At 69.1% G+C, this 22,998-nt stretch carries 20 protein-coding genes and 1 tRNA gene; 11 read left to right on the top strand and 10 right to left on the bottom strand.

Annotated elements, in window-relative coordinates:
• Positions 1-5: 5 nt before the first annotated feature.
• Genes ACQPYY_RS05765 through ACQPYY_RS05755 form a run of 3 tightly spaced genes read right to left on the bottom strand, consistent with a single transcriptional unit; the run spans position 6 to position 3,742 of the window.
• The gene (locus ACQPYY_RS05765) at positions 6-1,139 is read right to left on the bottom strand and encodes an ABC transporter ATP-binding protein (protein ID WP_433592985.1); all 1,134 of its coding nucleotides are present in this window, start codon (positions 1,137-1,139) and stop codon (positions 6-8) included.
• Positions 1,136-2,719: an ABC transporter permease gene (locus tag ACQPYY_RS05760; RefSeq protein ID WP_433592984.1), complete on the bottom strand. Its 1,584-nt coding sequence runs from the start codon at positions 2,717-2,719 to the stop codon at positions 1,136-1,138. Before ACQPYY_RS05760 ends, ACQPYY_RS05765 begins: the two co-directional genes overlap by 4 nt.
• Positions 2,720-3,742 (bottom strand): iron ABC transporter substrate-binding protein, encoded by a 1,023-nt coding sequence (locus ACQPYY_RS05755; protein WP_433592983.1) that lies wholly within the window; start codon positions 3,740-3,742, stop codon positions 2,720-2,722.
• A gap of 110 nt (positions 3,743-3,852) precedes the next feature.
• Here ACQPYY_RS05755 and ACQPYY_RS05750 point away from each other — a divergent pair, with 110 nt between their 5' ends.
• A complete protein-coding gene (locus tag ACQPYY_RS05750) occupies positions 3,853-4,296 on the top strand; it encodes an Rv0361 family membrane protein (protein ID WP_379105627.1) in 444 nt (147 codons plus the stop codon).
• Between the two features lie 117 nt (positions 4,297-4,413).
• Here the strand turns inward: ACQPYY_RS05750 and ACQPYY_RS05745 are convergent.
• Positions 4,414-4,487, bottom strand: a tRNA-Cys gene (locus tag ACQPYY_RS05745).
• Positions 4,488-4,594: 107 nt separating this feature from the next.
• Here ACQPYY_RS05745 and ACQPYY_RS05740 point away from each other — a divergent pair.
• Together ACQPYY_RS05740 and ACQPYY_RS05735 are read left to right on the top strand one after the other, a co-directional pair.
• The gene (locus ACQPYY_RS05740) at positions 4,595-5,137 is read left to right on the top strand and encodes a MarR family winged helix-turn-helix transcriptional regulator (RefSeq protein WP_357097750.1); all 543 of its coding nucleotides are present in this window, start codon (positions 4,595-4,597) and stop codon (positions 5,135-5,137) included.
• Between the two features lie 76 nt (positions 5,138-5,213).
• Positions 5,214-6,266: a hypothetical protein gene (locus ACQPYY_RS05735; RefSeq protein ID WP_433592982.1), complete on the top strand. Its 1,053-nt coding sequence runs from the start codon at positions 5,214-5,216 to the stop codon at positions 6,264-6,266.
• A gap of 280 nt (positions 6,267-6,546) precedes the next feature.
• Here ACQPYY_RS05735 and ACQPYY_RS05730 read toward each other — a convergent pair whose 3' ends face one another.
• The 5 genes from ACQPYY_RS05730 to ACQPYY_RS05710 are packed head-to-tail and all read right to left on the bottom strand — an operon-like array spanning position 6,547 to position 11,984.
• The gene (locus ACQPYY_RS05730; RefSeq protein ID WP_433592981.1) at positions 6,547-7,323 is read right to left on the bottom strand and encodes an enoyl-CoA hydratase; all 777 of its coding nucleotides are present in this window, start codon (positions 7,321-7,323) and stop codon (positions 6,547-6,549) included.
• The gene (gene mmsB, locus ACQPYY_RS05725; protein WP_379105620.1) at positions 7,320-8,222 is read right to left on the bottom strand and encodes a 3-hydroxyisobutyrate dehydrogenase; all 903 of its coding nucleotides are present in this window, start codon (positions 8,220-8,222) and stop codon (positions 7,320-7,322) included. The genes ACQPYY_RS05730 and mmsB overlap by 4 nt, the downstream gene beginning before the upstream one ends.
• A complete protein-coding gene (locus ACQPYY_RS05720) occupies positions 8,222-9,319 on the bottom strand; it encodes an enoyl-CoA hydratase/isomerase family protein (protein WP_433592980.1) in 1,098 nt (365 codons plus the stop codon). Before ACQPYY_RS05720 ends, mmsB begins: the two co-directional genes overlap by 1 nt.
• Positions 9,316-10,455 (bottom strand): acyl-CoA dehydrogenase family protein, encoded by a 1,140-nt coding sequence (locus ACQPYY_RS05715; protein WP_379105616.1) that lies wholly within the window; start codon positions 10,453-10,455, stop codon positions 9,316-9,318. The genes ACQPYY_RS05720 and ACQPYY_RS05715 overlap by 4 nt, the downstream gene beginning before the upstream one ends.
• 5 nt (positions 10,456-10,460) lie before the next feature.
• A complete protein-coding gene (locus ACQPYY_RS05710; RefSeq protein WP_379105614.1) occupies positions 10,461-11,984 on the bottom strand; it encodes a CoA-acylating methylmalonate-semialdehyde dehydrogenase in 1,524 nt (507 codons plus the stop codon).
• Between the two features lie 139 nt (positions 11,985-12,123).
• Between ACQPYY_RS05710 and icmF the strand changes: the two genes are divergently transcribed.
• From icmF to ACQPYY_RS05690, 4 genes are all read left to right on the top strand, one after another.
• The gene (icmF, locus tag ACQPYY_RS05705; protein ID WP_433592979.1) at positions 12,124-15,333 is read left to right on the top strand and encodes a fused isobutyryl-CoA mutase/GTPase IcmF; all 3,210 of its coding nucleotides are present in this window, start codon (positions 12,124-12,126) and stop codon (positions 15,331-15,333) included.
• 158 nt (positions 15,334-15,491) lie between these two features.
• The gene (locus tag ACQPYY_RS05700) at positions 15,492-15,854 is read left to right on the top strand and encodes a hypothetical protein (RefSeq protein WP_379105610.1); all 363 of its coding nucleotides are present in this window, start codon (positions 15,492-15,494) and stop codon (positions 15,852-15,854) included.
• A 111-nt stretch (positions 15,855-15,965) separates the two neighbouring features.
• Positions 15,966-17,042, top strand: coding sequence for an amidohydrolase family protein (locus ACQPYY_RS05695; RefSeq protein ID WP_433592978.1), 1,077 nt, complete (start codon positions 15,966-15,968; stop codon positions 17,040-17,042).
• A 70-nt stretch (positions 17,043-17,112) separates the two neighbouring features.
• On the top strand, positions 17,113-18,099 hold the full coding sequence (locus ACQPYY_RS05690; protein ID WP_379105605.1) for a methyltransferase: 987 nt from the start codon (positions 17,113-17,115) through the stop codon (positions 18,097-18,099).
• A 28-nt stretch (positions 18,100-18,127) separates the two neighbouring features.
• On the opposite strand, the gene ACQPYY_RS05685 is transcribed toward ACQPYY_RS05690, so the two are convergent.
• On the bottom strand, positions 18,128-18,766 hold the full coding sequence (locus ACQPYY_RS05685; RefSeq protein WP_433594576.1) for a TetR/AcrR family transcriptional regulator: 639 nt from the start codon (positions 18,764-18,766) through the stop codon (positions 18,128-18,130).
• Positions 18,767-18,900: 134 nt separating this feature from the next.
• Here ACQPYY_RS05685 and ACQPYY_RS05680 point away from each other — a divergent pair, with 134 nt between their 5' ends.
• Genes ACQPYY_RS05680 through ACQPYY_RS05665 form a run of 4 tightly spaced genes read left to right on the top strand, consistent with a single transcriptional unit; the run spans position 18,901 to position 22,958 of the window.
• A complete protein-coding gene (locus ACQPYY_RS05680) occupies positions 18,901-19,737 on the top strand; it encodes an SDR family NAD(P)-dependent oxidoreductase (protein WP_433592977.1) in 837 nt (278 codons plus the stop codon).
• A gap of 22 nt (positions 19,738-19,759) precedes the next feature.
• Entirely contained in the window at positions 19,760-20,686 is a 927-nt protein-coding gene (locus ACQPYY_RS05675; protein WP_433592976.1) for a ferritin-like domain-containing protein, read from the top strand.
• A complete protein-coding gene (locus ACQPYY_RS05670; RefSeq protein ID WP_433592975.1) occupies positions 20,683-21,426 on the top strand; it encodes a hypothetical protein in 744 nt (247 codons plus the stop codon). The genes ACQPYY_RS05675 and ACQPYY_RS05670 overlap by 4 nt, the downstream gene beginning before the upstream one ends.
• Positions 21,420-22,958, top strand: a complete 1,539-nt coding sequence (locus tag ACQPYY_RS05665; RefSeq protein WP_433594575.1) for a flavin-containing monooxygenase — start codon at positions 21,420-21,422, stop codon at positions 22,956-22,958. The genes ACQPYY_RS05670 and ACQPYY_RS05665 overlap by 7 nt, the downstream gene beginning before the upstream one ends.
• The last annotated feature ends 40 nt before the right edge of the window (positions 22,959-22,998 follow it).

Here is a 22,998-nt window from a genome sequence, read left to right as displayed (position 1 = left end):
TGTGATCAGACCGCGGAGACGACGTCCGGCACGGTGAACACGCCGGGCGCGGCGCCGTTGCGGGGTGCGCGACCAGCGGCGGCGCACTGCTCGGAGGTGAAAGCGACCGCCGCGCCGAGGACTTCGAGGTCGACCCGGTCGCCGACCGCGGGCGCGCCGACGCTGACCCGGCGCACCTGGATCGGTTCCGGGGAGCCGTCGAGGTCGAGGGTGAGCATGACGTCCGCGCCGCGGAATTCGAGGGCGCGCACGGTGGCGCTCCCCGCGTCGCCGGCGGCGGTGGCGTGCGCCAGCAACTGTTCGGGGCGCAGCATGATCGCGCCCTGCCCGGTCGGGGCGTTGTCCTGCACGGGAATCCGGCCCAGCAGGGTCTCGGCGGTCACCGGGCCGATGCTGGCGTCGAGCAGCACGGTGTCGCCGAGGAATCCGGCGGTGAACAGGTCCGCGGGCTCGGCGTAGACCTGCTCCGGGGTGCCGACCTGGGTGAAGCGACCGGAGCACATGACCGCCACCTGATCGGCGAAGGACAGCGCCTCCTCCTGGTCGTGGGTGACCAGGATGCTGGTCATGCCCGCGGCGCGCAGGGTTTCGGCGACGGCCTGGCGGGTGGCGGCGCGCAGTCCGGTGTCGAGGGCGCTGAAGGGTTCGTCGAGCAGCATGAGGGCGGGTTTGCGGGCCATGGCCCGGGCCAGGGCGACGCGCTGCTGCTGGCCGCCGGAGAGCTGGTGCGGCCGCCGATCCGCGTACGACGGGTCGAGGGAGACCATGTCGAGGAGTTCGGCCACGTGCCGCCGGTGTTTGCGGCTCGCCCCGAACCCGCCGCCCAGCCCGTAGGCGATGTTCTGTCCCACGGTCAAGTGCGGGAACAGCGCGCCGTCCTGCGCCACGTAGCCGATGCGGCGGCGGTGCGCGGGCAGCGAGAAGCCTTCGCGGGTGACGGTTTCCCCGCCGATGGTCACCGAGCCCGAGTCGGGGTGCTCGAACCCGGCGATCACCCGCAGCAGGGTGGTCTTGCCGCAGCCGGAGGAGCCGACGACGGCGGTGGCGGTGCCGTCGGCGACGTCCAGGCCGATGCCGTCGAGGACCGGAGCTCCCGGTCCGAAGCTCTTGCGAACCTGGTCTACGACAAGCCGACTCACAATCCCGCCGCCTTCCTGGATTGGGTGAACAGCAGATAGGTGACCGGCACCGAGGCGATGATCATGATCAGCGCGTAGGGCGCGGCGGCGGCGTAGTCCAGTTCGCCCGACAGCTGCCAGAACTGCATGGCGAGGGTGTTGGTGCCGTTGGGCGCGAGCAGCAGGGTGGCGGTCAGTTCGGTGGCCACCGCCACGAACACCATGGCGGCGGCGGCCGCGGCGGCGGGTGCGGTCAGGCGCAGGGTGACGCGGAAGAACGTGGCGGCCGGGGACTTTCCGAGCGCCAGCGACGCCTCCTCCAGCCCGATCGGCACCTGCGCCAGCCCGGCGCGCACGCTGACCAGGGCGCGCGGCAGGAACATCAGGGTGTAGGCGGCCAGGATGGTGGCGGCGGTCTGATAGAAGACGGGCAGCCAGCGGATCGATACGGTCACCAGGGCCAGCGCGATCACGATGCCCGGCAGCGAGCTGGTGATGTAGTTGGCGCCCTCGATGATTCGCGCGAACCGCGAGGTGGAGCGAACCGCGACCCACGCGACCGGGAAGGCGCACAGGGTGGTGATCGCCGCGGCGGTGGCGGCCAGACCGATGGTCTGGCCCAGGGATTCGCCGATGTCGACGGTGTTCCACACCGCCGAGCCGCCGATCGTCAGCCAGCGCCCGATGGTCCACAGCGGCACGCCCAGCGTGGCCGCCAGCGCCCCGAACAACACCAGCAGCATGGGAATCCGGCCCAGCCCCAGGCGGATCCGGTGGACACCGCGTTGCGCGCCGCCGCCGATCCGCGCGTAGCGGGCCCGCCCGCGCACTCCGGCCTCGGCGGCCAGCAGCACCAGGCACAGCACCACCAGCACGCCGGACAGGGTGCTGCCCGCGGCCCCGGCGAAGCTGGACTGGTACTGCTGGAAGATGGCAGTGGTGAAGGTGTCGAACCGGATCATGGCGAAGGCGCCGTACTCGGCGAGCAGGTGCAGCGAGATCAGCAGTCCGCCACCGAGAATCGCGAGCCGCAGCTGCGGCAGCACCACCCGCGCGAAGACGGCGAACGGCCCCGAGCCCAGTGCGCGGGCGGATTCCTCCACGGCCGGGTCGAGCCGGCGCAGGGTGGCCGCGGCGGGCAGGTACACCAGCGGGAAGTAGGAGACGGTGGCGACGAGCACGCCCGCCCACAGTCCGTGCAGCGACGGGATGGCGCTGACCCAGCCGTAGCTGTTGACGAAGGCCGGAACCGCCAGGGGCGCCGCGAAGGCCGGTCCCCACCAGGCCGCGCCCGGCACGTCGGTGCGTTCCACGATCCAGGCCAGTCCGACGCCGAGCGCGACGCTGATCGGCACGGTGAGGACCACCAATTCGGCGGTGTTGCGCAGCAATTCGGCCACGCGCGGCCGGAAGACCAGTTCGGCGGTCTCGTGCAGGCCGGTGGAGACCAGGGTGGACACGATGTAGCCCAGTGGCACGAGCGTCGCCGCCACCATGAGCAGGGCGGCGACGGTGACGAGCGACCCGGGCCGCCAGGCGAGTGCCGTGGCGACCCGGGTCGACCCGGTGGCCCGGGTGGGCACAGCGGTCCGAGCGGTCACTTAGAGCAGGCCCGCCTGGGTCATCAGCTGGGTGACCTTCTTGGAGTCCAGCTTCGAGGGATCGATCTTGGGCGCGTCCAGTGAGGCCAGCGGCGGCAGCGCCGCGTTGGCGGCGACGTCGGAGGCCACCGGGTACTCCATGGAGTCGCCGTCCCGCAGCACCTCCTGGCCCTTCTTGGAGGTGATGTAGTTCAGGAATTTCTGGGCGTCGTTCTGGTGCTTGCTCGACTTCAGCACGCCGCCACCGGAAATGGAGACGAAGGCGCCCGGGTCCTGGTTCTTGAAGTAGAACAGCTGGGTGTTCTTGCTGTTCTCCTTGGTCTTGGCCTGATCCTTGAACCAGTAGTAGTGGTAGATCACGCCGCCGTCGAACTGGCCGGAGTTGACGCCCTTCATGACGGTGGTGTTGTTCTGGGAGATGACCGCGTTCTCCTTCATGCCCTTGAGCCAGGAGAGGGTCGCCTCCTCACCCTTCTGGGCGAGCAGCGCGGCCACGATGGCCTGGAAGTCCGCGCCCGCGGCGGCGCCGCTCCAGCGGCCCTTCCACTGCGGCTGCGCCAGGTCCAGCAGCGACTTGGGCAGCTGGTCGGCGGGGAGCTTGCCGGTGTTGTAGACGAAAACGGTGGAGCGCGCGGCGATTCCGGTCCACTTGCCGGTGGAGGGACGGAACTGCTCGGGCACCTGGCCGAGGGTGTCCTTGTCGACGTCGGCGAACAGGCCGGCGTTCTCGACCAGCGCCATGGCCGGGGAGTTCTCGGTGATGAAGACGTCGGCCTTGGAGTTCTTACCCTCGGCGACGATCTGGTTGCCCAGGTCGGTGTCACCGCCGTTGCGGATGGTCACCTTGATGCCGGTGTCCTTGGTGAACGCGTCGACCCACGCCTTGGTGAGGGATTCGTGCTGGGCGTTGTAGACCAGGATCTCGTTGTCCTCGTCGGACGAGCTGGAGCATGCCGTGGTCGCGCCGAGCACCGCGATCGCCGCCAATGCGCCGGACACCAGTTTCCATCGAGCCGCCGTCATGACCGTCCTTCCACTCGACGCTGAGGTTTGCCTAACCAACGTACCGTCCCACGTCACGGGTGGAAATGCCACCCCGCCGACGAAACCGAATCGCTGTAATCTGCCCCTCGATGACTCGGCACAAGCGCACCCCTCTCACCATCGGCATCGGCATCGCGGCCGCGGTTCTCGTCGGCGGCGGCATCGCTACCGCGATGACGTTGAACGGCAAGGACTCCGCACCGAGCGACGCCAAGCGGATCGAGACCACGCTGCGCGACTTCTACGCAACCCTGTCCACCGGCGGCGCGTCCCAGGCTGTCGGCCAGACCTGCGCGGGCGACCGCGCCCAGTACCAGGGCCTGCCCGAAGCCCAGCGCAAGGCCATGGACCAGGGCAAGGTCAGCATGAAGGTGGATTCGGTGGAGGGCGTCACCGTCACCGGCGACCGCGCGACCGCCGTCACCCTCGGCACCCTCTCGCTGCCCGGCGCCGCCGACAGCAAACGATCCACCAACGAACACCTCCGCAAGGAGGACGGTGTATGGAAGGTGTGCTCCACCGACGCGAAGTAGGACCGGTTCGGGCCCAAGCCGATTCGCCGATCGCGACCGATCCGTTCCTGAGCGTCCGGCGGCAGGAGGAAAAGGGAACGCCTCCCTGGGCTGATTGCCCGGGGAGGCGTTCTCCGATGGAGCGAGCGGCGGGAGTCGAACCCGCGTACACGGCTTTGCAGACCGCCACCTGGCCACTCGGTCACACCCGCATCGGCGAGGTCCATAGTGCGCCGGTTCGGGTCCGGGGCCGAGGGTTTGAATCACCGTGATTGCTATGGGGCGGCCCGAGCGCTTCGCGACATGCGATGATCAGGGCATGTCGCGTCCCCGTCCGCTGCCGCTCGATCCGATCGAGGAGGCGCACCGCCAGTGGACCGAGCACGGCTGGGGCGAGGTCGCGGACGGGATGGCGGCGGTCACCTCCCTGGTGCGCGCGCAGCAGATCGTGATGGCGCGGGTGGACGAAGCATTGAAGCCGTCCGGTTTGACCTTCTCGCGGTACGAGCTACTGATGTTGCTGAGTTTCAGCAAAACTGGTGCGCTGCCGATGGCGGTGGCGAGCGCCCGGCTGCAGGTGCATCCGACGTCGGTCACCAATACGGTGGACCGGCTGGAGGCGGCCCAGTTGGTGAAGCGTGTGCCACATCCCAGTGACCGGCGGGCAACGCTCATCGAAATCACCGGGGCCGGAAGAGAATTGGTGGCCAAGGCCACCACCGAACTGAATCGGCGAGTTTTCGCCGAGACCGGTTTGGCGCCGGAACGATTGCAGCTGCTGCTGCAATTGCTGGCGGAGTTCCGGCAGAGCGCAGGCGACTTCGACCCCGGTAGCTCGCCCACCCGATGGGCCGGTCAGTAACCACCCAGCGACCCAGCAGCCAATTTCCTGCGTCATAGTCTTGGCTTCGGCCCGCAAAAGGTTCACCATTGAGGCCATGGTGCTGGTCCTGGGGGTGTCGGCGGGCGCTGCTGGCGCACGCGCCATGCTCACCCATTCCGACCAGCCGCACCTGCCTCCCATCGACCGGTGCAAGGTCCTACGCCGGGCTGGCGGCGGGAGCATGGCGGAGGCGGTCTTCGAGGCCATCCGCCTGATGCGGAAGTCGGCGGCCGAGCGTGACGAGTTCATCACCGGTATCGCGGTCACCTGCCGCAGTACCAACCATGCCGAGGCCGTCCGCACCGCCGCGGGCCGCAATCGCCTGACCGTCATCGACGAGCCGGTGGCTCAGCTCAGATATCTGCGCTTCACCCGGAAGCTCCCCACCGAGGGCTCGATCCTGCTGTACGACCTCGGCGCGTCCGGGCTGACCCTCACCCAGATCGACTGCCGAAACGATGCCGTCCTCGCCACCAAGCGCAGCACCGTCCTGGGCGGGGACGGCCACGACGCCCTGCTGCGCTGGCTGCTCACCCGCGGCGGCGTCACCCTGGACCTGGCCGATATCCGCCGTCAGAAGGAAGCCCTGGCCTCCGAACGCGTACTGGCCGTCTGCGATCCGATCTCCGGGCAGCGCACCGTGGTCACCCGCAGTGATTTCGCCGAACTGGTCGAGGCGGGCATCCATCATTCGGCGTCGTTCGTCCGCCACATGATCGACGAGACCGGCATCCGGCCCGCGGGTCTGGCCCTGCTCGGCGGCTGCACCCGCAACAAGAGCATCCGCGACGAGCTGAAACTCCAGCTGGGCTACCCGATGATCTACGACCCGGAGCCCGATTTCGTGTCCACCCGCGGCGCGGTCCTGCTGGCCGCCGAACGCCCGTCGGCCCGCAGCATCCGCAGCGTGCACCTGGCCCCGGGCGGCACTCCCGTCGAGGCCCCCGCCGCCCCCGTCTCCCGCCGCAAACTCGTTGCGGCGGTGGCGGTTACCGCCACCCTCGGCGGCACCATCGTCGGCGGACTGGCGATGAAAGGCGACAGCGGAGGCCACACCGACGGCAAACCCCCGACCGTCGAAGTGGTCGGCCCGTCCAAACACGGCTGACGCCCACCGATCCCGCTCGCCCGCAAGCGATCCCGCACCGCTCGGCCACGCCCCGGGGCACGGTGTCGGTAAACACCACCGCCTCGCACCGGGCCCCGCTGCCGATGGCCACGCGTCCGGCATGGCTGCGGCGAACCTCACCCACCCCACCCAGCACCGTGCCCCGCTACCGATGACCACGCGTCCGGCATGGCTGCGGCGAACCTCACCCACCCCACCCAGCACCGTGCCCCGCTACCAACGGCAGCGGGGCACGAGAGTACGAGAGTTGGTGTCGCGCTTACTTGTTGGTGAAGTTGGCGGGGCGCTTCTCGACGAAGGCGGTCATGCCTTCCTTCTGGTCGTCGGTCGCGAACAGCGAGTGGAAGACGCGACGCTCGAAGCGCAGGCCCTCGCCGAGGGTGGTCTCGAAGGAGCGGTCCACGGCTTCCTTGGCGATCATCACCGATGGCAGCGACATGGAGGCGATGGTCTCGGCGACCTCCATGGCGGTGGCGACCAGTTCGGCGGCGGGGACGATGCGCGAGACCAGGCCCGCGCGCTCGGCCTCCTCGGCGCCCATATTGCGGCCGGTGAGGATGAGGTCCATGGCCTTGGCCTTGCCGACGGCGCGGGTGAGGCGCTGCGAGCCGCCCATGCCGGGGATGACGCCGAGCTTGATCTCGGGCTGCCCGAACTTGGCGGTGTCGGCGGCGAGCAGCAGGTCGCACATCATGGCGAGTTCGCAGCCGCCGCCGAGGGCGTAGCCGGCGACCGCGGCGATCAGCGGCTTGCGGAAGGCGGCGACGCGGTCCCAGCCACCGAAGTGGTCGGTCACGAACATGTCCATGTAGGACTTGGTCTGCATCTCCTTGATGTCCGCGCCGGCCGCGAAGGCCTTCTCGGACCCGGTCACCACGACCGCGCCGATCTCGTTGTCGTTCTCGAGCTCGTCGAGCGCGGCCGAGATGTCGGACAGGACCTGCGAGTTCAGCGCGTTCAGGGCCTTCGGCCGGTTGAGCGTGATGAGCGCGACGCGGCCCTTGCGCTCCAGCAGAATGGTCTCGAAGTCGGTCACGCCGTCTCTCCCTCAGATCGCTTGCGGATATCGGTGACGATAGCCGAGAAGTCCTTGCCCGCTTCTTCCTGGTTGAAGCGGGTGTAGATCGCTGCCGCCAGCTGACCGATTTGTCCGTCCACCCCGTTGGACCGCAGCGCGTTGGCGGCGAGCCCCAGGTCCTTGGACATGAGCGCGGTCGCGAAGCCCGGCTGGTAGTCATTGTTGGCGGGGCTGGCCGGAACCGGTCCCGGCACCGGGCAATACGAGGTCAGCGCCCACGACTGGCCCGACGCGGTGGAGACCACGTCGAAGAACTTGTCGTGGGTCAGCCCCAGCTTCTCCCCCAGCACGATGGCTTCGGAGAGTCCGATCATGGAAATGCCCAGCAGCATGTTGTTGCAGATCTTGGCGGCCTGGCCGACGCCTGCCCCGCCGCAGTGCACGACCTTGCCGCCCATCACCTCGAGCAGCGGCAGCGCCGCGGCGAAGTCGGCGTCCGCGCCGCCCACCATGAAGGTGAGGGTGCCCGCCGCCGCCCCCGCCACGCCGCCGGAGACGGGGGCGTCGAGGGCCCGATGCCCCGCCGCCACAGCGAGTTCCGCGGCCTGCTTGGCGTCGCCGACGTCGATGGTGGAGCAGTCGACGAACAGGGTGCCCGGCTTCGCGGCCGGGAGGATGTCGCCGTAGAGGTCGAGCACGATGCGGCCGTTGGGCAGCATGGTGATCACGATGTCGGAGGCCGAGACCGCTTCCGACGCGGTGGCGACCACGGTCGCCCCGTCCTGGCGGGCCTGCTCCTGCGCGGCGGGCACGGGATCGAAAGCGAGAACGTCGTATCCGGCCTCGACCAGGTTGGCGGCCATCGGCCCGCCCATGTGACCGAGTCCGAGGAACCCGACCGTGGTGTTGTTGCTCATCATTCGTCCTTAGCTGCGGCCAAACCCAATTCGCGATCGCCGAGCGCGCCGAAGTAGGCGTCGACGTCGGCGTCGGTGACGTCCGCCAGGGTGGCGGGCGACCACTGCGGGTTGCGGTCCTTGTCGATGACCTGGGCGCGAATGCCTTCCACCAGGTCGTGGGTGTTCAGGGCGGCGACGGAGACCCGGTATTCCTGGTTCAGCGCCGTCTCGAGGTCGGCGGCCCGGCGCGCCTCGCGCAGCGAGCTCAGCGTGACCTTCAGGGCCACCGGGGATTTCGTCAGCACATCGGCGGCGGCCTTGGCGGCCTCGGCGCGGCCGTCGATCTCGAGCCGGTGCACGATCTCCTCGACGGTGTCGGCGCTGTAGCAGGCGTCGATCCAGTCCTGCTGGGCCACGAACTCCGAAACCGGTGCGGGCTGCGCGAATTTCGCGATGGCCACCTCGACCTCGGTGGTCGCCAGCGCCTCGAGCAGCGCGGGCAGGTGTTCCGAGGGCACGAAGTGGTCGGCGAAGCCGGCCGCGATGGCGTCGCCGGCGGACATGCGCGCGGTGGTGAGCGCGATGTGGGTGCCGATCTCGCCGGGCGCGTGCGCCAGCAGCCAGGTGCCGCCCACGTCTGGGATGAAGCCGATGCCGGTCTCGGGCATGCCGACCATGGACCGCTCGGTCACGATGCGGTGCGAGGCGTGCCCGGACAGGCCGACGCCGCCGCCCATGACGATGCCGTCCATGATCGCGACGTAGGGCTTAGGGTAGCGCTTGATCAGGGCGTTGAGGATGTACTCGTCGCGCCAGAACTTCCCGCTGGGCGAGTCGGCCGCGACCTCCGGCGAATCACCCTGTGCCACAGTGGCCTTGGCGTCGTTGTGGATGGCGACGATATCGCCGCCCGCGCACAGTCCGCGCTCGCCCGCGCCGGTCAGCACGACCGCGCGCACCGCGTCGTCGTCGGCCCAGGCCCGCAGCGCGGCCAGGATGGTCAGCGCCATGGGGTGATTGAGCGCGTTGATGGCGCGGGGCCGGTTGAGGGTGATCAGGCCGAGCCCGTCACGCTGCTCGATCAGAACCTCGGGTTCCTTCACGCCTTCGCTCATGCTGCTCCTACCACCGAGCGGGCGACGACCACCCGCATGATTTCGTTCGTGCCCTCGAGGATCTGATGCACCCGCAGGTCGCGGACGATCTTCTCGATGCCGTATTCGGCCAGGTAACCGTAGCCACCGTGGAGTTGCAGGGCCTGGTTGGCCACCTCGAACCCGGCGTCGGTGGCGAACCGCTTGGCCATGGCGCACAGCTCCACCTTGTCGGGGGCGTCGGCGTCCAGGGCGGCCGCGGCGCGCCACAGCAGGGTGCGGGCGGCTTCCAGGGAGGTGCGCATATCGGCCAGCTGGAACTGCAGGGCGGTGTTGTCCAGCAGCCGGGAGCCGAAGGCCTTGCGCTGGGCCAGGTACTCGACCGTGCGGTCCAGCGCGGCCTGCGCGCCGCCCATCGAGCAGGCGGCGATGTTCAGCCGCCCGCCGTTGAGCCCGTTCATGGCGATCCGGAAGCCGTCGCCCTCCGCGCCGAGCAGGTTGGCCGCCGGAACGCGCGCGTCCTCGAGGATGACCTGCCGGGTGGGCTGGGCGTTCCAGCCCATCTTCTTCTCGTTCGGCCCCACCGAGAGACCGGGGGTGTCGGCGGGAACGATGAGCGCCGAGATGCCGCGCGCGCCTTCGGTTCCGGTGCGCACCATCATCACGTAGACGTCGTTGGACCCGGCTCCCGAGATGAATTGCTTCGCGCCGTTGAGGATGTAGTCGTCACCGTCGCGAACGGCCTTGGTGCTCAAGGCCGCCGCGTCGGAGCCGACGCCCGGTTCGGTCAGCGCGTAGGACGCCAGCAGATCCATCGACGTCAGTCCCGGCAGCCACCGATTGCGTTGCGGCTCGGTGCCATAGGTGTCGATCATCCACGTCGCCATGTTGTGGATGGAGATGTAGGCGGCGACCGACGGGCAGCCGGTGGCCAGCTGCTCGAAGATGCGGACGGCGTCCAGCCGCCGCAGCTGCGAGCCGCCCACGTCCTCGCGCACATAGATGCCGCCCAGTCCGAGCCCGCCCGCCTTGCGCAGCACATCCACCGGGAAGTGCTTGCGCTCGTCCCATTCCAGGGCGTCGGGCGCGAGCAGCTCGTCGGCGAAGGAGCGGGCGGTCTCGACGATCGCCTTCTCGTCCTCGTCCAGTACGAACATCAGCGTCAGTCCATGGTCGGGATGACGAAGGCGTTGGCGGCGGAGCCGCTCGAGGACGCGGTCTCCTTTCCGCCTGCCGGCCAGCGCTGCGTCACCGTCTTGGTCTTGGTGTAGAAGCGGATCGAGTCCGGGCCGTGCTGGTTGAGGTCGCCGAAGCCGGACCGCTTCCAGCCGCCGAAGGTGTGGTACGCGATCGGCACCGGGATCGGGACATTGATGCCGACCATGCCGACCTGCACGCGGGCGGCGAAGTCGCGGGCGGTGTCGCCGTCGCGGGTGAAGATGGCGACGCCGTTGCCGTACTCGTGCTCGTTGGGCAGCCGCAGCGCCTCTTCGTAGTCCTTGGCACGGACCAGCGCCAGCACCGGGCCGAAGATCTCTTCCTTGTAGATCCGCATCTCGGGGGTGACGTTGTCGAACAGCGAAGCGCCCGCGAAGAATCCGTCCTCGCCGCCCTCGACCACCAGGCCGCGGCCGTCGATGACCAGTTCCGCGCCCTCGTCGACGCCGATCTGCACGTAGTTGTTCACGCGGTCCACGCCGTCACGGCCGACCAGCGGGCCGAAGTCGGCGCCCGGGTCGTCGGAGAGGCCGACGTTCAGCTTGCCGATGCGCTCGACGAGCTTGGCGCGCAAGCGATCCGCGGTCTCCTCGCCGACCGGCACCGCGACCGAGATGGCCATGCAGCGCTCGCCCGCGGAGCCGTAGCCCGCGCCGATGAGCTGGTCGGCCACATCGTCGAGATCGGCGTCGGGCATCACGATGGCGTGGTTCTTGGCGCCGCCGAAGCACTGGGCGCGCTTGCCGTTGGCGGTGGCGGTCTCGTAGATGTACTGCGCGATCGGGGTGGAGCCGACGAAGCCGACGGCCTTGATCCGCTCGTCGTTCAGCAGGGTGTCGACGGCTTCCTTGTCGCCGTTGACGACATTGAAGATGCCCGCGGGCAGTCCGGCCTCGAGGAACAGCTCGGCCAGGCGCAGCGGCACCGAGGGGTCGCGCTCGGAGGGCTTGAGCACGAAGGCGTTTCCACAGGCCAGTGCGGGTCCGGCCTTCCACAGCGGGATCATGGCCGGGAAGTTGAACGGGGTGATGCCCGCGACCACGCCGAGCGGCTGGCGCATGGAGTAGACGTCGATGCCGGTGCCGGCGCTCTCGGTGTACTCGCCCTTGAGCAGGTGCGGGATGCCGACGGCGAATTCGATGACCTCGAGGCCGCGCTGGATGTCACCCTTGGCGTCGGCGATGGTCTTGCCGTGCTCGGCGGAGAGCAGGGCGGCCAGCGAGTCCATCTCGTCCTGCACCAGGGTCAGGAACTTCATGAGCACGCGGGCCCGCTTCTGCGGGTTGGTGGCCGCCCAGGCGGGCTGCGCGGCGGCCGCGTTCGCGATGACCGCCTCGACCTCACTCTTGCTCGCCAGCGGCACCCGCGCCTGGACCTGACCGGTGCTGGGGTTGAAGACATCCCCGAACTTGCCGGAAGTTCCCTCTACGTGCTTGCCGTCGATGAAGTGCGTGAGTTCGCGAACCATGCCCGTCTCCAAAATTCTCAGCCTGTCTCGAAGCTTGCGCGCAATTTGCGCGGTATGTGGCGATCCTATAGTTGGACATCCAAGTATTGGCTGTGGGATAATTCACAGCACCTACAGGCTCTCCGTGCGGAGGATTGGCATGCCAGATCTGCATGTCCCGGTAAATCCAGTGCGGTTCGTGACCGCCGCTGCGCTTTTCGATGGCCATGACGCGGCCATCAACATCATGCGAAGAATCCTCCAGGCGCAGGGGGCGGAGGTGATTCATCTGGGGCATAACCGGGCCGTGCGCGAAGTCGTGGACGCGGCCGTCACCGAGGACGTGCAGGGGGTGGCCGTCAGCTCGTATCAAGGCGGGCACATCGAGTACTTCGAATACCTGGCGCAGGCTTTGAAAGAGGCCGGGGCCGGGCACGTGAAGATCTTCGGCGGGGGCGGCGGGGTGATCATTCCCGAGGAGATCTCCCGGCTACAAGAGTCGGGGGTGACCATCTTCTCCCCCGAGGACGGGCAGCGGCTCGGGCTGCCGGGCATGATCAATCAGCTGATTTCGGCGTGCGACGTGGATGTTTCCCGGACGCCCGCCCCCGTCGACGCGGTGCTGAGCGGCGATCGGGCGGCACTGGCCCGCGCACTCACCTGCTTGCAACAGGGGACGCTGCCGGCGGACGACCTGGCAGCGCTGACGGCCGCGGCGGCGGCGCGGCAGGTGCCGGTACTCGGCATCACCGGCACCGGCGGCTCCGGAAAGTCCTCCCTCACCGACGAACTCGTGCGGCGGCTGCGCACCGACCAGCAGGACAAGCTGCGGGTCGCGATCCTGGCGGTGGACCCCACCCGGCGACGCGGCGGCGGCGCACTGCTCGGCGACCGGATCCGGATGAACGCCCTGGACGGGGAACGCGTCTACTTCCGGTCCCTGGCCACCCGGGGCGAGCGGGAGGTGCCGAACAATATCGACGCCATGCTGATCGCCTGCAAGGCAGCCGGATTCGACCTGGTCATCCTGGAGACCCCCGGCATCGGACAGGGTGACGCGGCCATCGCCGAGCACGTGGACGTGTCGCTGTACGTGATGACGCCGGAATTCGGGGCGGCCTCCCAGCTCGAGAAGATCGACATGCTCGACTTCGCGGATGTGGTGGCCATCAACAAGTTCGAGCGGCGCGGGGCCGAGGACGCGCTGCGGGACGTATCGCGGCAGCTGGTGCGCAATCGCGAGGACTTCCACGCCCTGCCCGAGGACATGCCGGTGTTCGGCACCAGCGCGGCCACGTTCAACGACGACGGGGTGACGGCGCTATACCACCATCTGACCGGGCTGCTCGCCGAGCGCGGGCTACCACTACAGGAGGGTGCGCTGCCCCGGGTGGAAACCCGCGCCTCGACGCGGTTCGCGCAGATCATTCCGCCCGCGCGGGTGCGCTACCTGGCCGAGATCGCCGAGACCGTCCGGGATTACCACGCGGCGACCGCCCGGCAGCTCGCGGCGGCGCAGCGGGTGCAGCGCGTCGAGCAGGTGCTCGCCGAACTACCGGACGACGAATCCGTGCGCGATCTGCTCGCCCGGGCCGCGCGGGAGCTGGCGCCCGAGAACGCCGCCCTGCTGGCCGAATGGCCCGCCGTCGCGGAGTCCTATCGCGGCGAGGAGCAGGTGGTGCGGGTCCGGGACCGGGAGCTGCGGACCACGCTGCGCCGGGAGACCCTGTCCGGCAGCTCGATTCCGCGGGTGGCGCTCCCCCGCTTCACCGATCACGGTGAACTCCTGCGGTTCCTGCGGTCGGAGAATCTGCCCGGGCGGTTCCCGTTCACGGCCGGGGTGTTCCCGTTCAAACGGGACAACGAGGATCCGGCGCGCATGTTCGCGGGCGAGGGCGACGCCTTCCGCACCAATCGGCGGTTCCGGGTGCTGTCCGAACACGCCGACGCCAAACGGCTTTCGACGGCGTTCGACTCGGTGACCCTGTACGGGCACGATCCGGCCGAGCGGCCCGACATCTATGGCAAGGTCGGCACGTCCGGGGTCTCCATCGCCACGCTCGACGATATGAAGGCGCTGTACGCCGGGTTCGATCTGGACGCGCCCAGCACCTCGGTGTCCATGACCATCAACGGGCCCGCGCCGACCATCCTGGCCTACTACCTCAATGCGGCCATCGATCAAGCGCGCGAGGAGTTCTCCGCCGAGCAGGGCCGCGAACCCACCGACGCGGAGGCCGCGGACCTGCGCGCCCGCACCCTGGCCACCGTGCGTGGCACCGTGCAGGCCGACATCCTCAAGGAGGATCAGGGCCAGAACACCTGCATCTTCTCCACCGAGTTCAGCCTGCGCATGATGGCCGACATCCAGGAGTGGTTCGTGCGCAACGGCGTTCGCAACTTCTACTCGGTGTCCATCTCCGGCTATCACATCGCCGAGGCCGGGGCGAACCCGATCAGCCAGCTGGCCTTCACCCTCGCCAACGGCTTCACCTATGTGGAGGCGTATCTGGCGCGCGGCATGGACATCGACGATTTCGCGCCCAATCTGTCGTTCTTCTTTTCCAACGGGATGGACGCCGAATACTCGGTGATCGGCCGGGTGGCGCGGCGCATCTGGGCGATCGCCATGCGCGACAAGTACGGGGCCGGCGAACGGTCGCAGAAGCTCAAGTACCACGTGCAGACCTCCGGGCGGTCGCTGCACGCACAGGAGATGAGCTTCAACGACATTCGCACCACCCTGCAGGCGCTGATCGCGATCTACGACAACTGCAACAGCCTGCACACCAATGCCTACGACGAGGCGGTCACCACGCCCACCGAGGAATCGGTGCGCCGGGCGCTGGCCATCCAGCTCATCATCAACCGGGAGTGGGGGCTGGCGATGAACGAGAACCCGCTGCAGGGCAGCTTCGTCATCGATGAGCTCACCGATCTGGTGGAGGAGGCGGTGCTGCGGGAGTTCGAGCGGATCAGCGAACGCGGTGGGGTGCTGGGCGCGATGGAGACCGGGTATCAGCGCGGCCGGATCCAGGACGAGTCCATGCTCTACGAGCGCCGCAAGCACGACGGGAGCCTGCCGCTCATCGGGGTCAACACCTTCCGCAGTCCGCACGAGGAAGAACATCGGGTACTGGAATTGGCGCGCGGCACGGAGGCCGAGAAACAGTCTCAGCTGCAACGAGTCAGCGAATTCACCGAGCGGCATCGCGACGAGGCCCCGGCCGCGCTGGCTCGGCTCGCGGCGGCCGCGGCGAGCGACGAGAACGCCTTCGAGGTATTGATGGACGCCGCGCGGGTGTGCACGCTGCAGCAGATCACCGACACCTTCTTCACCGTGGGTGGACAGTATCGCCGCAACGTGTGATCAAACCCTGACCGGCTGACCGACAGCGCCCCGCCATATCTCGAAATATAGCGGGGTGCTATTGCTTTCACCTGCGATCCCGCACTGGCGAGTGCTTACACCGCCCAGGGTGTATGGCAATTTCCGATTGGCAGCAATTTCTCGGCTATACCGGAACCATGAGAACCACCGCCAAGCTCGCCACCATCACCATGTCGCTCGCAGCGGCAGCAACCCTGTTCGCCGGCGCGGCGGCCGCCGAGGCCCCGGACAGCGCGCCGATCCAGGTCACCCCGGTCTCCGAGGGCATTCCGCTGGATCCGGTGGCCACCAACCCGAACGCGATGTTCCCGGACCCGGCCCTCAACGGCGCGGCCGCGGGCGCGCTCACCGGCAGCGCGGGCGGCGCGGCACTCGGCTCGGTCGTCGGCTCCATCCCCGGCGCGCTGGGCGGCTCCGCCCTGGGCGCCCTGATCGGCGGCGGCATCGGCGCGCTGATCGGCCTGCTCAATCCCGACGCCATCCCGCAGGTGCTGCCGTAACGCACCGCCAACTTCCCCGGGCAAACTCCGTGCCGCGTTCGCTCAGGCGAGCGCGGCACGGGCGTCTCTGTGGAACAATCCGGACAGGCTGACCCCGACGGAAGGCACCCCATGGAGTTTGCGGGAATGACCGTGGTGGACGCGCACATTCACCAGTGGGATCCGATGACCACGCCGCGCGAGTTCAGCGGCCTGGCGAAGCTGTTCCGGTACGTACCGGTGCCGGTCGACTGGGCCAAACGGCTCGCGCCGCGCCGCGATCGCGAGTTCGTGGGGGACCCCACGCCGTTCATGCGCCCCTATCTGCCGCGCGACTACGACTCCGATGCGGGCGAGGTGCCGGTCGAGGCCATCGTGCACATCGAGGTGGAATGGGTCGGCAACGGCCCGCTCGGGCCCGTCGACGAGACCCGGTGGGTGGCCAGCCTGCCGTGGGGCGTCGACACCCCCGCCCTGGGTGCGATCATGGGAGCGGCCGACCCCGTCACACCCGAATTCGCCGAGTTGCTGGACGCGCATCAGGCCGCGTCCCCGCTGTTCCGGGGCGTGCGCACCCGCGTCGAATACCACCCGGATCCGGATGTGCGGGCGACCTGCAAGGCGCCGGGCAAGCTCACCTCCGCCGCCTTCCTCAACGGGTTCGGCGCGCTGGCCGACCGCGGGCTCGACTTCGAGGCATGGGTGTACTCCGGCCAGCTGCCCGAGGTGACGGCGCTGGCCGAGCGGTATCCGGACACCACCATCGTGCTCAACCATCTCGGCACGCCCGCGGGCATTTTCGGGCCGGTCGGGCGGGAGACCGGCAGGAATGCGAGCCAGCGGCGCGAACTGTTCCTGCGCTGGCGCGACGACCTCACCGCGCTGGCCGCGCATCCCAATGTGGTGGCCAAGGTGAGCGGGCTGATGATGCCCATCCTCGGCCACCCGGTGCCCAAGCGCGGCGAGCCGACACCGGTTCCGGTACTGGTGGAACGGATTTCGCCGATGCTGGAGCACGCGCTGGACGTCTTCGGCTCCGACCGGCTGATCTGGGGCTCGAACTTCCCGGTGGACAAGCCGATTACGAGCATCCCGAACGCCGCGAGCGCGGTGGCCACCGCGCTGGCCGGGCACGGGGCCGACGACAAGGCCATCGAGCAGGTGTTCCGCCGCAACGCCGAACGGATCTACCGGCTCGACATGCTCTGACCCGGTCGGGTGCTCCGAATTTGCCGGGTCCGGCCGTGGCGGATCGTCACGCTGGCTATCGTGATGCGCCATGGAGCGGATCCTGCGGATCGGAATGGGTTTCTGGGAGTCCCGGGCCTTGCTCAGCGCTGTCGAACTCGGGGTGTTCACGGTGCTCGGGCATCGCCAGCTGACCGCCGAGCAGCTGCGGTGCGAACTCGGCCTGCACCCGCGGTCCGCCCGTGACTTCTTCGACGCGCTCGTCGCCATGGAGATGCTGCGGCGCACCGACGACCGGTACGCCAACACCGCCGACACCGCGACCTATCTGGACAGCACCGGCAGCGAGTACATCGGCGGCTTCCTGGAGATGGCGGCGGCGCGGCTGTATCCCTTCTGGGGCCATCTGACCGAGGGCCTGCGCACCGGGCTACCCCAGAACGAGGCGCGCGAGGGCCGTGACCTCTTCACCGAGCTGTACCGGGATCCCGAGCGGCTCTACGACTTTCAGCGCGCCATGACCGGGCTGTCACTGCCCGGCGCGCACGTCATCGCCGAGGTCTTCCCGTGGCAGCGCTGGAAGACCGTCGCCGATATCGGCACCGCCCAGGGCGCGCTGCTGCGCACCGTCCTGGAGACCAATCCGCACCTGCACGGCATCGGCTACGACCTGGCGCCCGTCGAGCCGATCTTCACCGAATACATTGCCCCGGTGGCGGATCGGAGCAGCTTCCGGGCCGGGGACTTCTTCGCCGAGGAGCTGCCCGAGGCCGATGTACTGGTCTTCGGCCACATCCTGCACGACTGGGATCTCGACACCAAGCGCATGCTGCTGGAGAAGGCCTATCGCGCGCTGCCCGAGGGCGGCGCGATCCTGGTCTACGAATCCCTCATTGACGATGATCGCCGCACCAATCTGCCCGGCCTGCTCATGAGCCTCAACATGCTGATCGAGACGCCCGGCGGCTTCGACTACACCGCCGCCGACCTGCGCGGCTGGCTCGCCGACGCCGGGTTCCACGACCCGCAGACCGAGCACCTCGCCGGGCCGGAATCGATGATGTGGGCGGTCAAGTAGCGGCGGCCGGGGCCGAGCCGGGTGCCGGTCAGGGCAGAGCCAGGTATTCCGCGCCGAGCAGATCGGCCGCGTGGCTGACGTGATCGACGATGCGGCCGGCGTCGGCCTCGATGATCCCGGCTCGCCAGGCGGTCAGCAGTTCGATGAAGCCGCCGATGCTCATCAGCACGCCCATGCGCAGGTCGGATTCGTCGACGCCCGGGCGCAGGTACGGGCGGGCGGTGGCGATGAGCATGTCGGTGGACTCGGTGAGCAGGGCGGTGCGGCGCTGCTCGAGGACGCGACTGCCCGAGTGATCACCGAACAGGATGCGGGCCGGGCCCTCGGACTGCAGTTCCACGGCGCGGGCGATGGCCAGGTGCAGGATGCCCAGCGCCGGGTGCGCGAGATTGTCGGCGACCACGGCCGAGAGTTCGCCCAGCACCTGGAATCCGACCTCGTCCCAGACCGCGCCCAGCAGGTCGTCGCGGTCGGCGAAATGCTCGTAGAAGTAGCGGTCGTTGAGGCCGGCGCGGGTGCACACGCCGCGCATGGTGACCGCGGCCCAGCCGTGCTCGAGCCAGATGTCCAGAGCCGCCGTGATCAGCCGCTCGCGGCGTTCGGCCCGGCGCTGCTCCTGCGTGCGGCCACCCCAGGTGCCGCCGCGCCGCCCGGGGGTCGCGGACAGGTCGGTCGTCGCCGTCGCGGGCACGTCCATAGTTGACAAAATAGCGCATCCGGAGCCTAATTGGTGGCAGGTGCGGCCAGTGGTGGCACACGCCACCACTTGACTGCCCGGATGGCACGCTCCCGGGAGTTCCCATGCGACTCAATCCTTTCGGCGGAACCCACCGCACTCGGCAGGCGGACGCGGTGGTGACCGGTGCGGGCAGCGGCATCGGCCGCGCCTTCGCCCTCGAGATCGGCAAACGGGGTGGACGCGTCGTCTGCTCCGACCTCGACCCCGACCGCGCCCGTGAGACCGCCGAACTGGTCGGCGACATCGGGGGCAAGGCCTTCGACACCGGCTGCGATGTGAGCAGCCTGGCGCAGGTCACCGCGCTCGCGAACACCGCCGAGGAATGGTTCGGCAAGAGCCCGGACCTGGTGGTCAACAATGCGGGCATCGGCCGCGGCGGCACCGTCATCGGCGAGACCCCGCCCGCGGAATGGCATCAGGTGCTGGACGTGAACCTGTGGGGCGTCATCCACGGCTGCCACGTCTTCGCGCCCCGGCTGCGCGCCGCCGGGCACGGGTCCATCGTGAACGTCGCCTCCGCCGCCGCCTTCGGGTCCGCGCCGCGCATGGCCGCCTACAACGTATCCAAGGCCGGGGTGCTGGCGCTGTCGGAGACGCTCGCCGCGGAGCTGTCCGGCACCGGCGTCACCGTCACCGTGCTCTGCCCGACCGGGGTGAGAACCAATATCCTGGAAGGCGTTTCGATCGGCGACGAGACCGTGCAGCTGTGGGGCGACCGCCTGCTGCGCTGGACCGGACGCCCGCCCGCGGCCATCGCCCGCGCCACCCTCGACGCCGTCGACCACGGTCAGCTCTACGTGGTCCCGCAGCTCGAGGCCAAGGCGATCTGGCAGTCCAAGCGACTGCTGCCCGAAACCTACACCCGCGCCGCCGGATTACTGGAGCGGCTGGTGCGGTAGCCATGCAGCGAGGAGCAGAACAATGGCGTTCGCGTATTCCGACATGCTCACCGTGGTCCGGGACCGGCAGTGGGCGCTGGCCGACATCGACTGGGACGCACCGGGAGCCGAGCTCATCACCGATGAGCAACGCCCGGCGCTGGCCACCTTCATGGCCGACCTGGTGTGGATCGAACACGTGGGCGCGCGCGGTTTCGCCGCCCTCACGCTGCACGCGCCGGACGGCCCGCTCAAGGAGATCTACCGGCACTTCCACGCCGAGGAACAGAAGCACGCCAATGCCGAACTGGCGTTGATGCGCCGGTGGGGCATGCTCGACAGGGACGCGATGCCGCTGCCCAACAAGAACATTCAGCTCGTCATCCAATGGCTGGACCGGTACGGCGACCACCTGTCGCTGCCGGTGCTCGGTACCGTGATCCCCTCGCTCGAGTGCGCGCTCGACGGCGCACTGGTGAAGTTCCTGCTCGACGAGGTGCGAGACCCGCTGTGCCACGAGGTGTTCCGGCACATCAACAGCGACGAGTCCCGGCACCTGGCGGTCGGCTTCCAGGTCCTCGAACAGCTCGGCGCCGGACCGATGCGGCGCATCGCCATCGAGACGGCCGGTTTCGCGCTGCGCCCCACCCTGCTGATGGGGGCACTGCTGTACACGCCGCTGCTGTCACGCATGTCCACCAACATCATGGCCATGGGGCTCGACGAGGAGAAGCTGTGGAATGCCGTGCGGCGCTATGAGAAGGCCGGGGAACGCAGCCCCGACATCAAGCGCCTGCCGCTCTACCACGTCGTCCGTCTGCACGGCAGGGCCACGATCAATCGCCTGCAACCGATCCAGGGCCTCAACGACGCGCTGAACAAGGCCATCGACAGCATCCCCGGGCGAGTGCTGCGCCGCCGCACGCCGTCCTGGTCCAAGGCCCTGACCTACGAGCCGGTGGCGAGATGAGCTCCCCGATCCGGGGCGGCGCGGTCGGCCGGGCCCGAGACGCCTACCGCGGACCCACGATCCATTGCACGCACTGGCGGGATCAATACGAGCTGGACCGCCTGCACGTCGCGGTGATCGGCGGCGGGGCGGCACTGGCCAAGGTCGTGCCCCCGGTCGCCGAGCAGGCCCGGCGGGTGACCGTCTTCCAGCACGATCCGGTATGGATCGTGCCCACCCCGCCCGTCCCCGGCATCCGGCTGGTGCTGGACCGGTTACCCGCCGACGCGCTCGGGACGCTCCCGGCGCACTCCGCGCCGCCACTGCCCGGCGACTCGGGGTCACGGCTCCCCGCAGATTCCGCCGCACCGCGCTCCGGCGATCTCCGCGCGCCTGTCGGAAGCCAGGCATCGCCCACCGCTTCCGGGCGAGGTGACCGCGTGGGGCACAGGAACACCTGGCCGGGCGCACTCGGGCGCGTCGGCTTCGACGCCCTGCGCTGGGGCGGGCGGCAGGCGTTGCGACGGGCGGCCGCGGCGAATCTGCGGGCGCAGGTGGGGGATTCGTGGGTGCGGCGGCAATTGACGCCGGACCAGCGGGCGGCGGTGCGGGTGCACGGCCGCTACTACCGGGCCCTGCGGCAGCCGAACTGCACGCTGGTCAGCTGGCCCATCGCCCGGATCGCACCGCTCGGGATTCGCACCGTGGACGGTGTCGAGCATCGGGTGGACTGCATCATCTACGCGGAGGACGCATCGTGACAAGAACCGTGGTCGATCATCAGATCGTCATCGTGGGAGCGGGATTCTCGGGGATCGGGACCGCGATCGCCCTGCGCAAGGCCGGATTCGACGACTTCGTCATGATCGACGAGGCCGACGGCCCGGGCGGGACCTGGCATTGGAACACCTATCCCGGCATCGCCGTGGACATTCCGTCGTTCAGCTACCAGTACTCGTTCGAGAAGCAGAACTCGTGGTCGCGGGTATACGCGCCGGGCCGGGAGCTGAAGGCCTACGCCGAGCGGTGCGTGCAGAAGTACGGGCTGCGGCCGCGAATCCGGTTCGGCACCACCATCGAACGCGCCGACTTCGACGACGACCTGCACCTGTGGCGGCTGCGCACCAACGACGGCGACCAGCTGACCTGCCGCTTCCTCATCGGCGCGACCGGGGTGCTGACCCGCCCGAAACTGCCGGACATCGCGGGGGCGGAACGGTTCCGGGGCGTCACCATGCACACCGCGCGCTGGGATCACGACGTCGACCTGCGCGGCAAACGGGTCGGGATCATCGGGACCGGGGCCTCGGCCATCCAGATCATTCCCGAGATCGCGCCGCAGGTGTCGGAACTGGTGGTCTTCCAGCGCACCCCGATCTGGTGCCTGCCGCGGCCCGACGCGCCCATGCCGCCGGTGGCCCGCGCACTGATGCGACTGCCCGGCGGGCAGTTCGTCACCCGCTGGATCAGCCAGGCGTTCGTGGAACTGACCTTCCCGCTGTCGGCGCACTACTACAAGGTGCTGCCGATCGTGAAGCTCGGCGAACGCACCGGGCTCGCGCACCTGCGGGATCAGGTGCGGGACCCCGAGATTCGCGCGAAGCTCACACCCGACTACGCGCTGGGCTGCAAGCGGCCGTCGTTCTCCAACGACTACCTGAAGACCTTCAACCGCGAGAACGTCACCCTCGAAACCGATCCCATCACCGAGATCACCGCGAGCGGTCTGCGCACCACCGGTCGCCACCACCAGGTCGACGTGCTCATCATGGCCACCGGCTTCAAGGTGATGGAGTCGGGCAATATGCCCACCTTCGACCTGCACGGCAGCGGCGGACTGCGACTGGAGGATTGGTGGGACACCCACCGGCTGCAGGCCTACGAGGGCGTCAGCGTGCCCGGGTTCCCGAACTTCTTCACCATCATCGGGCCCTACGGCTATAACGGGGCGTCCTACTTCACGCTCATCGAGATGCAGACGACCCACATCCTGCGACTGCTCCGCCGGGCCCGCCGCCACGCCGCCACCCGGGTGGAGGTCACCGCCGCCGCCAACGAGCGGTACTTCCAGGAGATGATGTCGCGGCGCGGCACCCAGGTGTTCTGGCAGGACAGCTGCACACTGGCCAACTCCTACTACTTCGACAAGAACGGCGACGTCCCGCTGCGGGCCATGAGCACGCCCGAAGCCGCCTGGCGGGCAGCCCATTTCGATCTGAACGACTACACCTTCGAAGCGCCCGGCGGACGCCGCACCGACGATCGGCCCGCCACCCGGACCGCCACGGCCTAGCGCCGCGGCGAGCCACGGCCCAGCCCGCAGCGGGCCGGGG

The organism is Nocardia sp. CA-145437, assembly GCF_050956485.1.
Taxonomy (GTDB): domain Bacteria; phylum Actinomycetota; class Actinomycetes; order Mycobacteriales; family Mycobacteriaceae; genus Nocardia.
Note: the sequence above shows the minus strand (reverse complement) of the source record. Positions and strands in the feature narration are given on the sequence as shown.

What these genes read in the sequence shown, in the direction of transcription:
- ACQPYY_RS05755 (WP_433592983.1), bottom strand. Translation starts at nt 3,742, where the DNA reads ATGACGGCGGCTCGATGGAAACTGGTGTCCGGCGCATTGGCGGCGATC.
- ACQPYY_RS05750 (WP_379105627.1), top strand. Translation starts at nt 3,853, where the DNA reads ATGACTCGGCACAAGCGCACCCCTCTCACCATCGGCATCGGCATCGCG.
- ACQPYY_RS05740 (WP_357097750.1), top strand. Translation starts at nt 4,595, where the DNA reads ATGTCGCGTCCCCGTCCGCTGCCGCTCGATCCGATCGAGGAGGCGCAC.
- ACQPYY_RS05735 (WP_433592982.1), top strand. Translation starts at nt 5,214, where the DNA reads ATGGTGCTGGTCCTGGGGGTGTCGGCGGGCGCTGCTGGCGCACGCGCC.
- mmsB (WP_379105620.1), bottom strand. Translation starts at nt 8,222, where the DNA reads ATGAGCAACAACACCACGGTCGGGTTCCTCGGACTCGGTCACATGGGC.
- ACQPYY_RS05720 (WP_433592980.1), bottom strand. Translation starts at nt 9,319, where the DNA reads ATGAGCGAAGGCGTGAAGGAACCCGAGGTTCTGATCGAGCAGCGTGAC.
- ACQPYY_RS05715 (WP_379105616.1), bottom strand. Translation starts at nt 10,455, where the DNA reads ATGTTCGTACTGGACGAGGACGAGAAGGCGATCGTCGAGACCGCCCGC.
- ACQPYY_RS05710 (WP_379105614.1), bottom strand. Translation starts at nt 11,984, where the DNA reads ATGGTTCGCGAACTCACGCACTTCATCGACGGCAAGCACGTAGAGGGA.
- icmF (WP_433592979.1), top strand. Translation starts at nt 12,124, where the DNA reads ATGCCAGATCTGCATGTCCCGGTAAATCCAGTGCGGTTCGTGACCGCC.
- ACQPYY_RS05700 (WP_379105610.1), top strand. Translation starts at nt 15,492, where the DNA reads ATGAGAACCACCGCCAAGCTCGCCACCATCACCATGTCGCTCGCAGCG.
- ACQPYY_RS05695 (WP_433592978.1), top strand. Translation starts at nt 15,966, where the DNA reads ATGGAGTTTGCGGGAATGACCGTGGTGGACGCGCACATTCACCAGTGG.
- ACQPYY_RS05690 (WP_379105605.1), top strand. Translation starts at nt 17,113, where the DNA reads ATGGAGCGGATCCTGCGGATCGGAATGGGTTTCTGGGAGTCCCGGGCC.
- ACQPYY_RS05680 (WP_433592977.1), top strand. Translation starts at nt 18,901, where the DNA reads ATGCGACTCAATCCTTTCGGCGGAACCCACCGCACTCGGCAGGCGGAC.
- ACQPYY_RS05675 (WP_433592976.1), top strand. Translation starts at nt 19,760, where the DNA reads ATGGCGTTCGCGTATTCCGACATGCTCACCGTGGTCCGGGACCGGCAG.
- ACQPYY_RS05670 (WP_433592975.1), top strand. Translation starts at nt 20,683, where the DNA reads ATGAGCTCCCCGATCCGGGGCGGCGCGGTCGGCCGGGCCCGAGACGCC.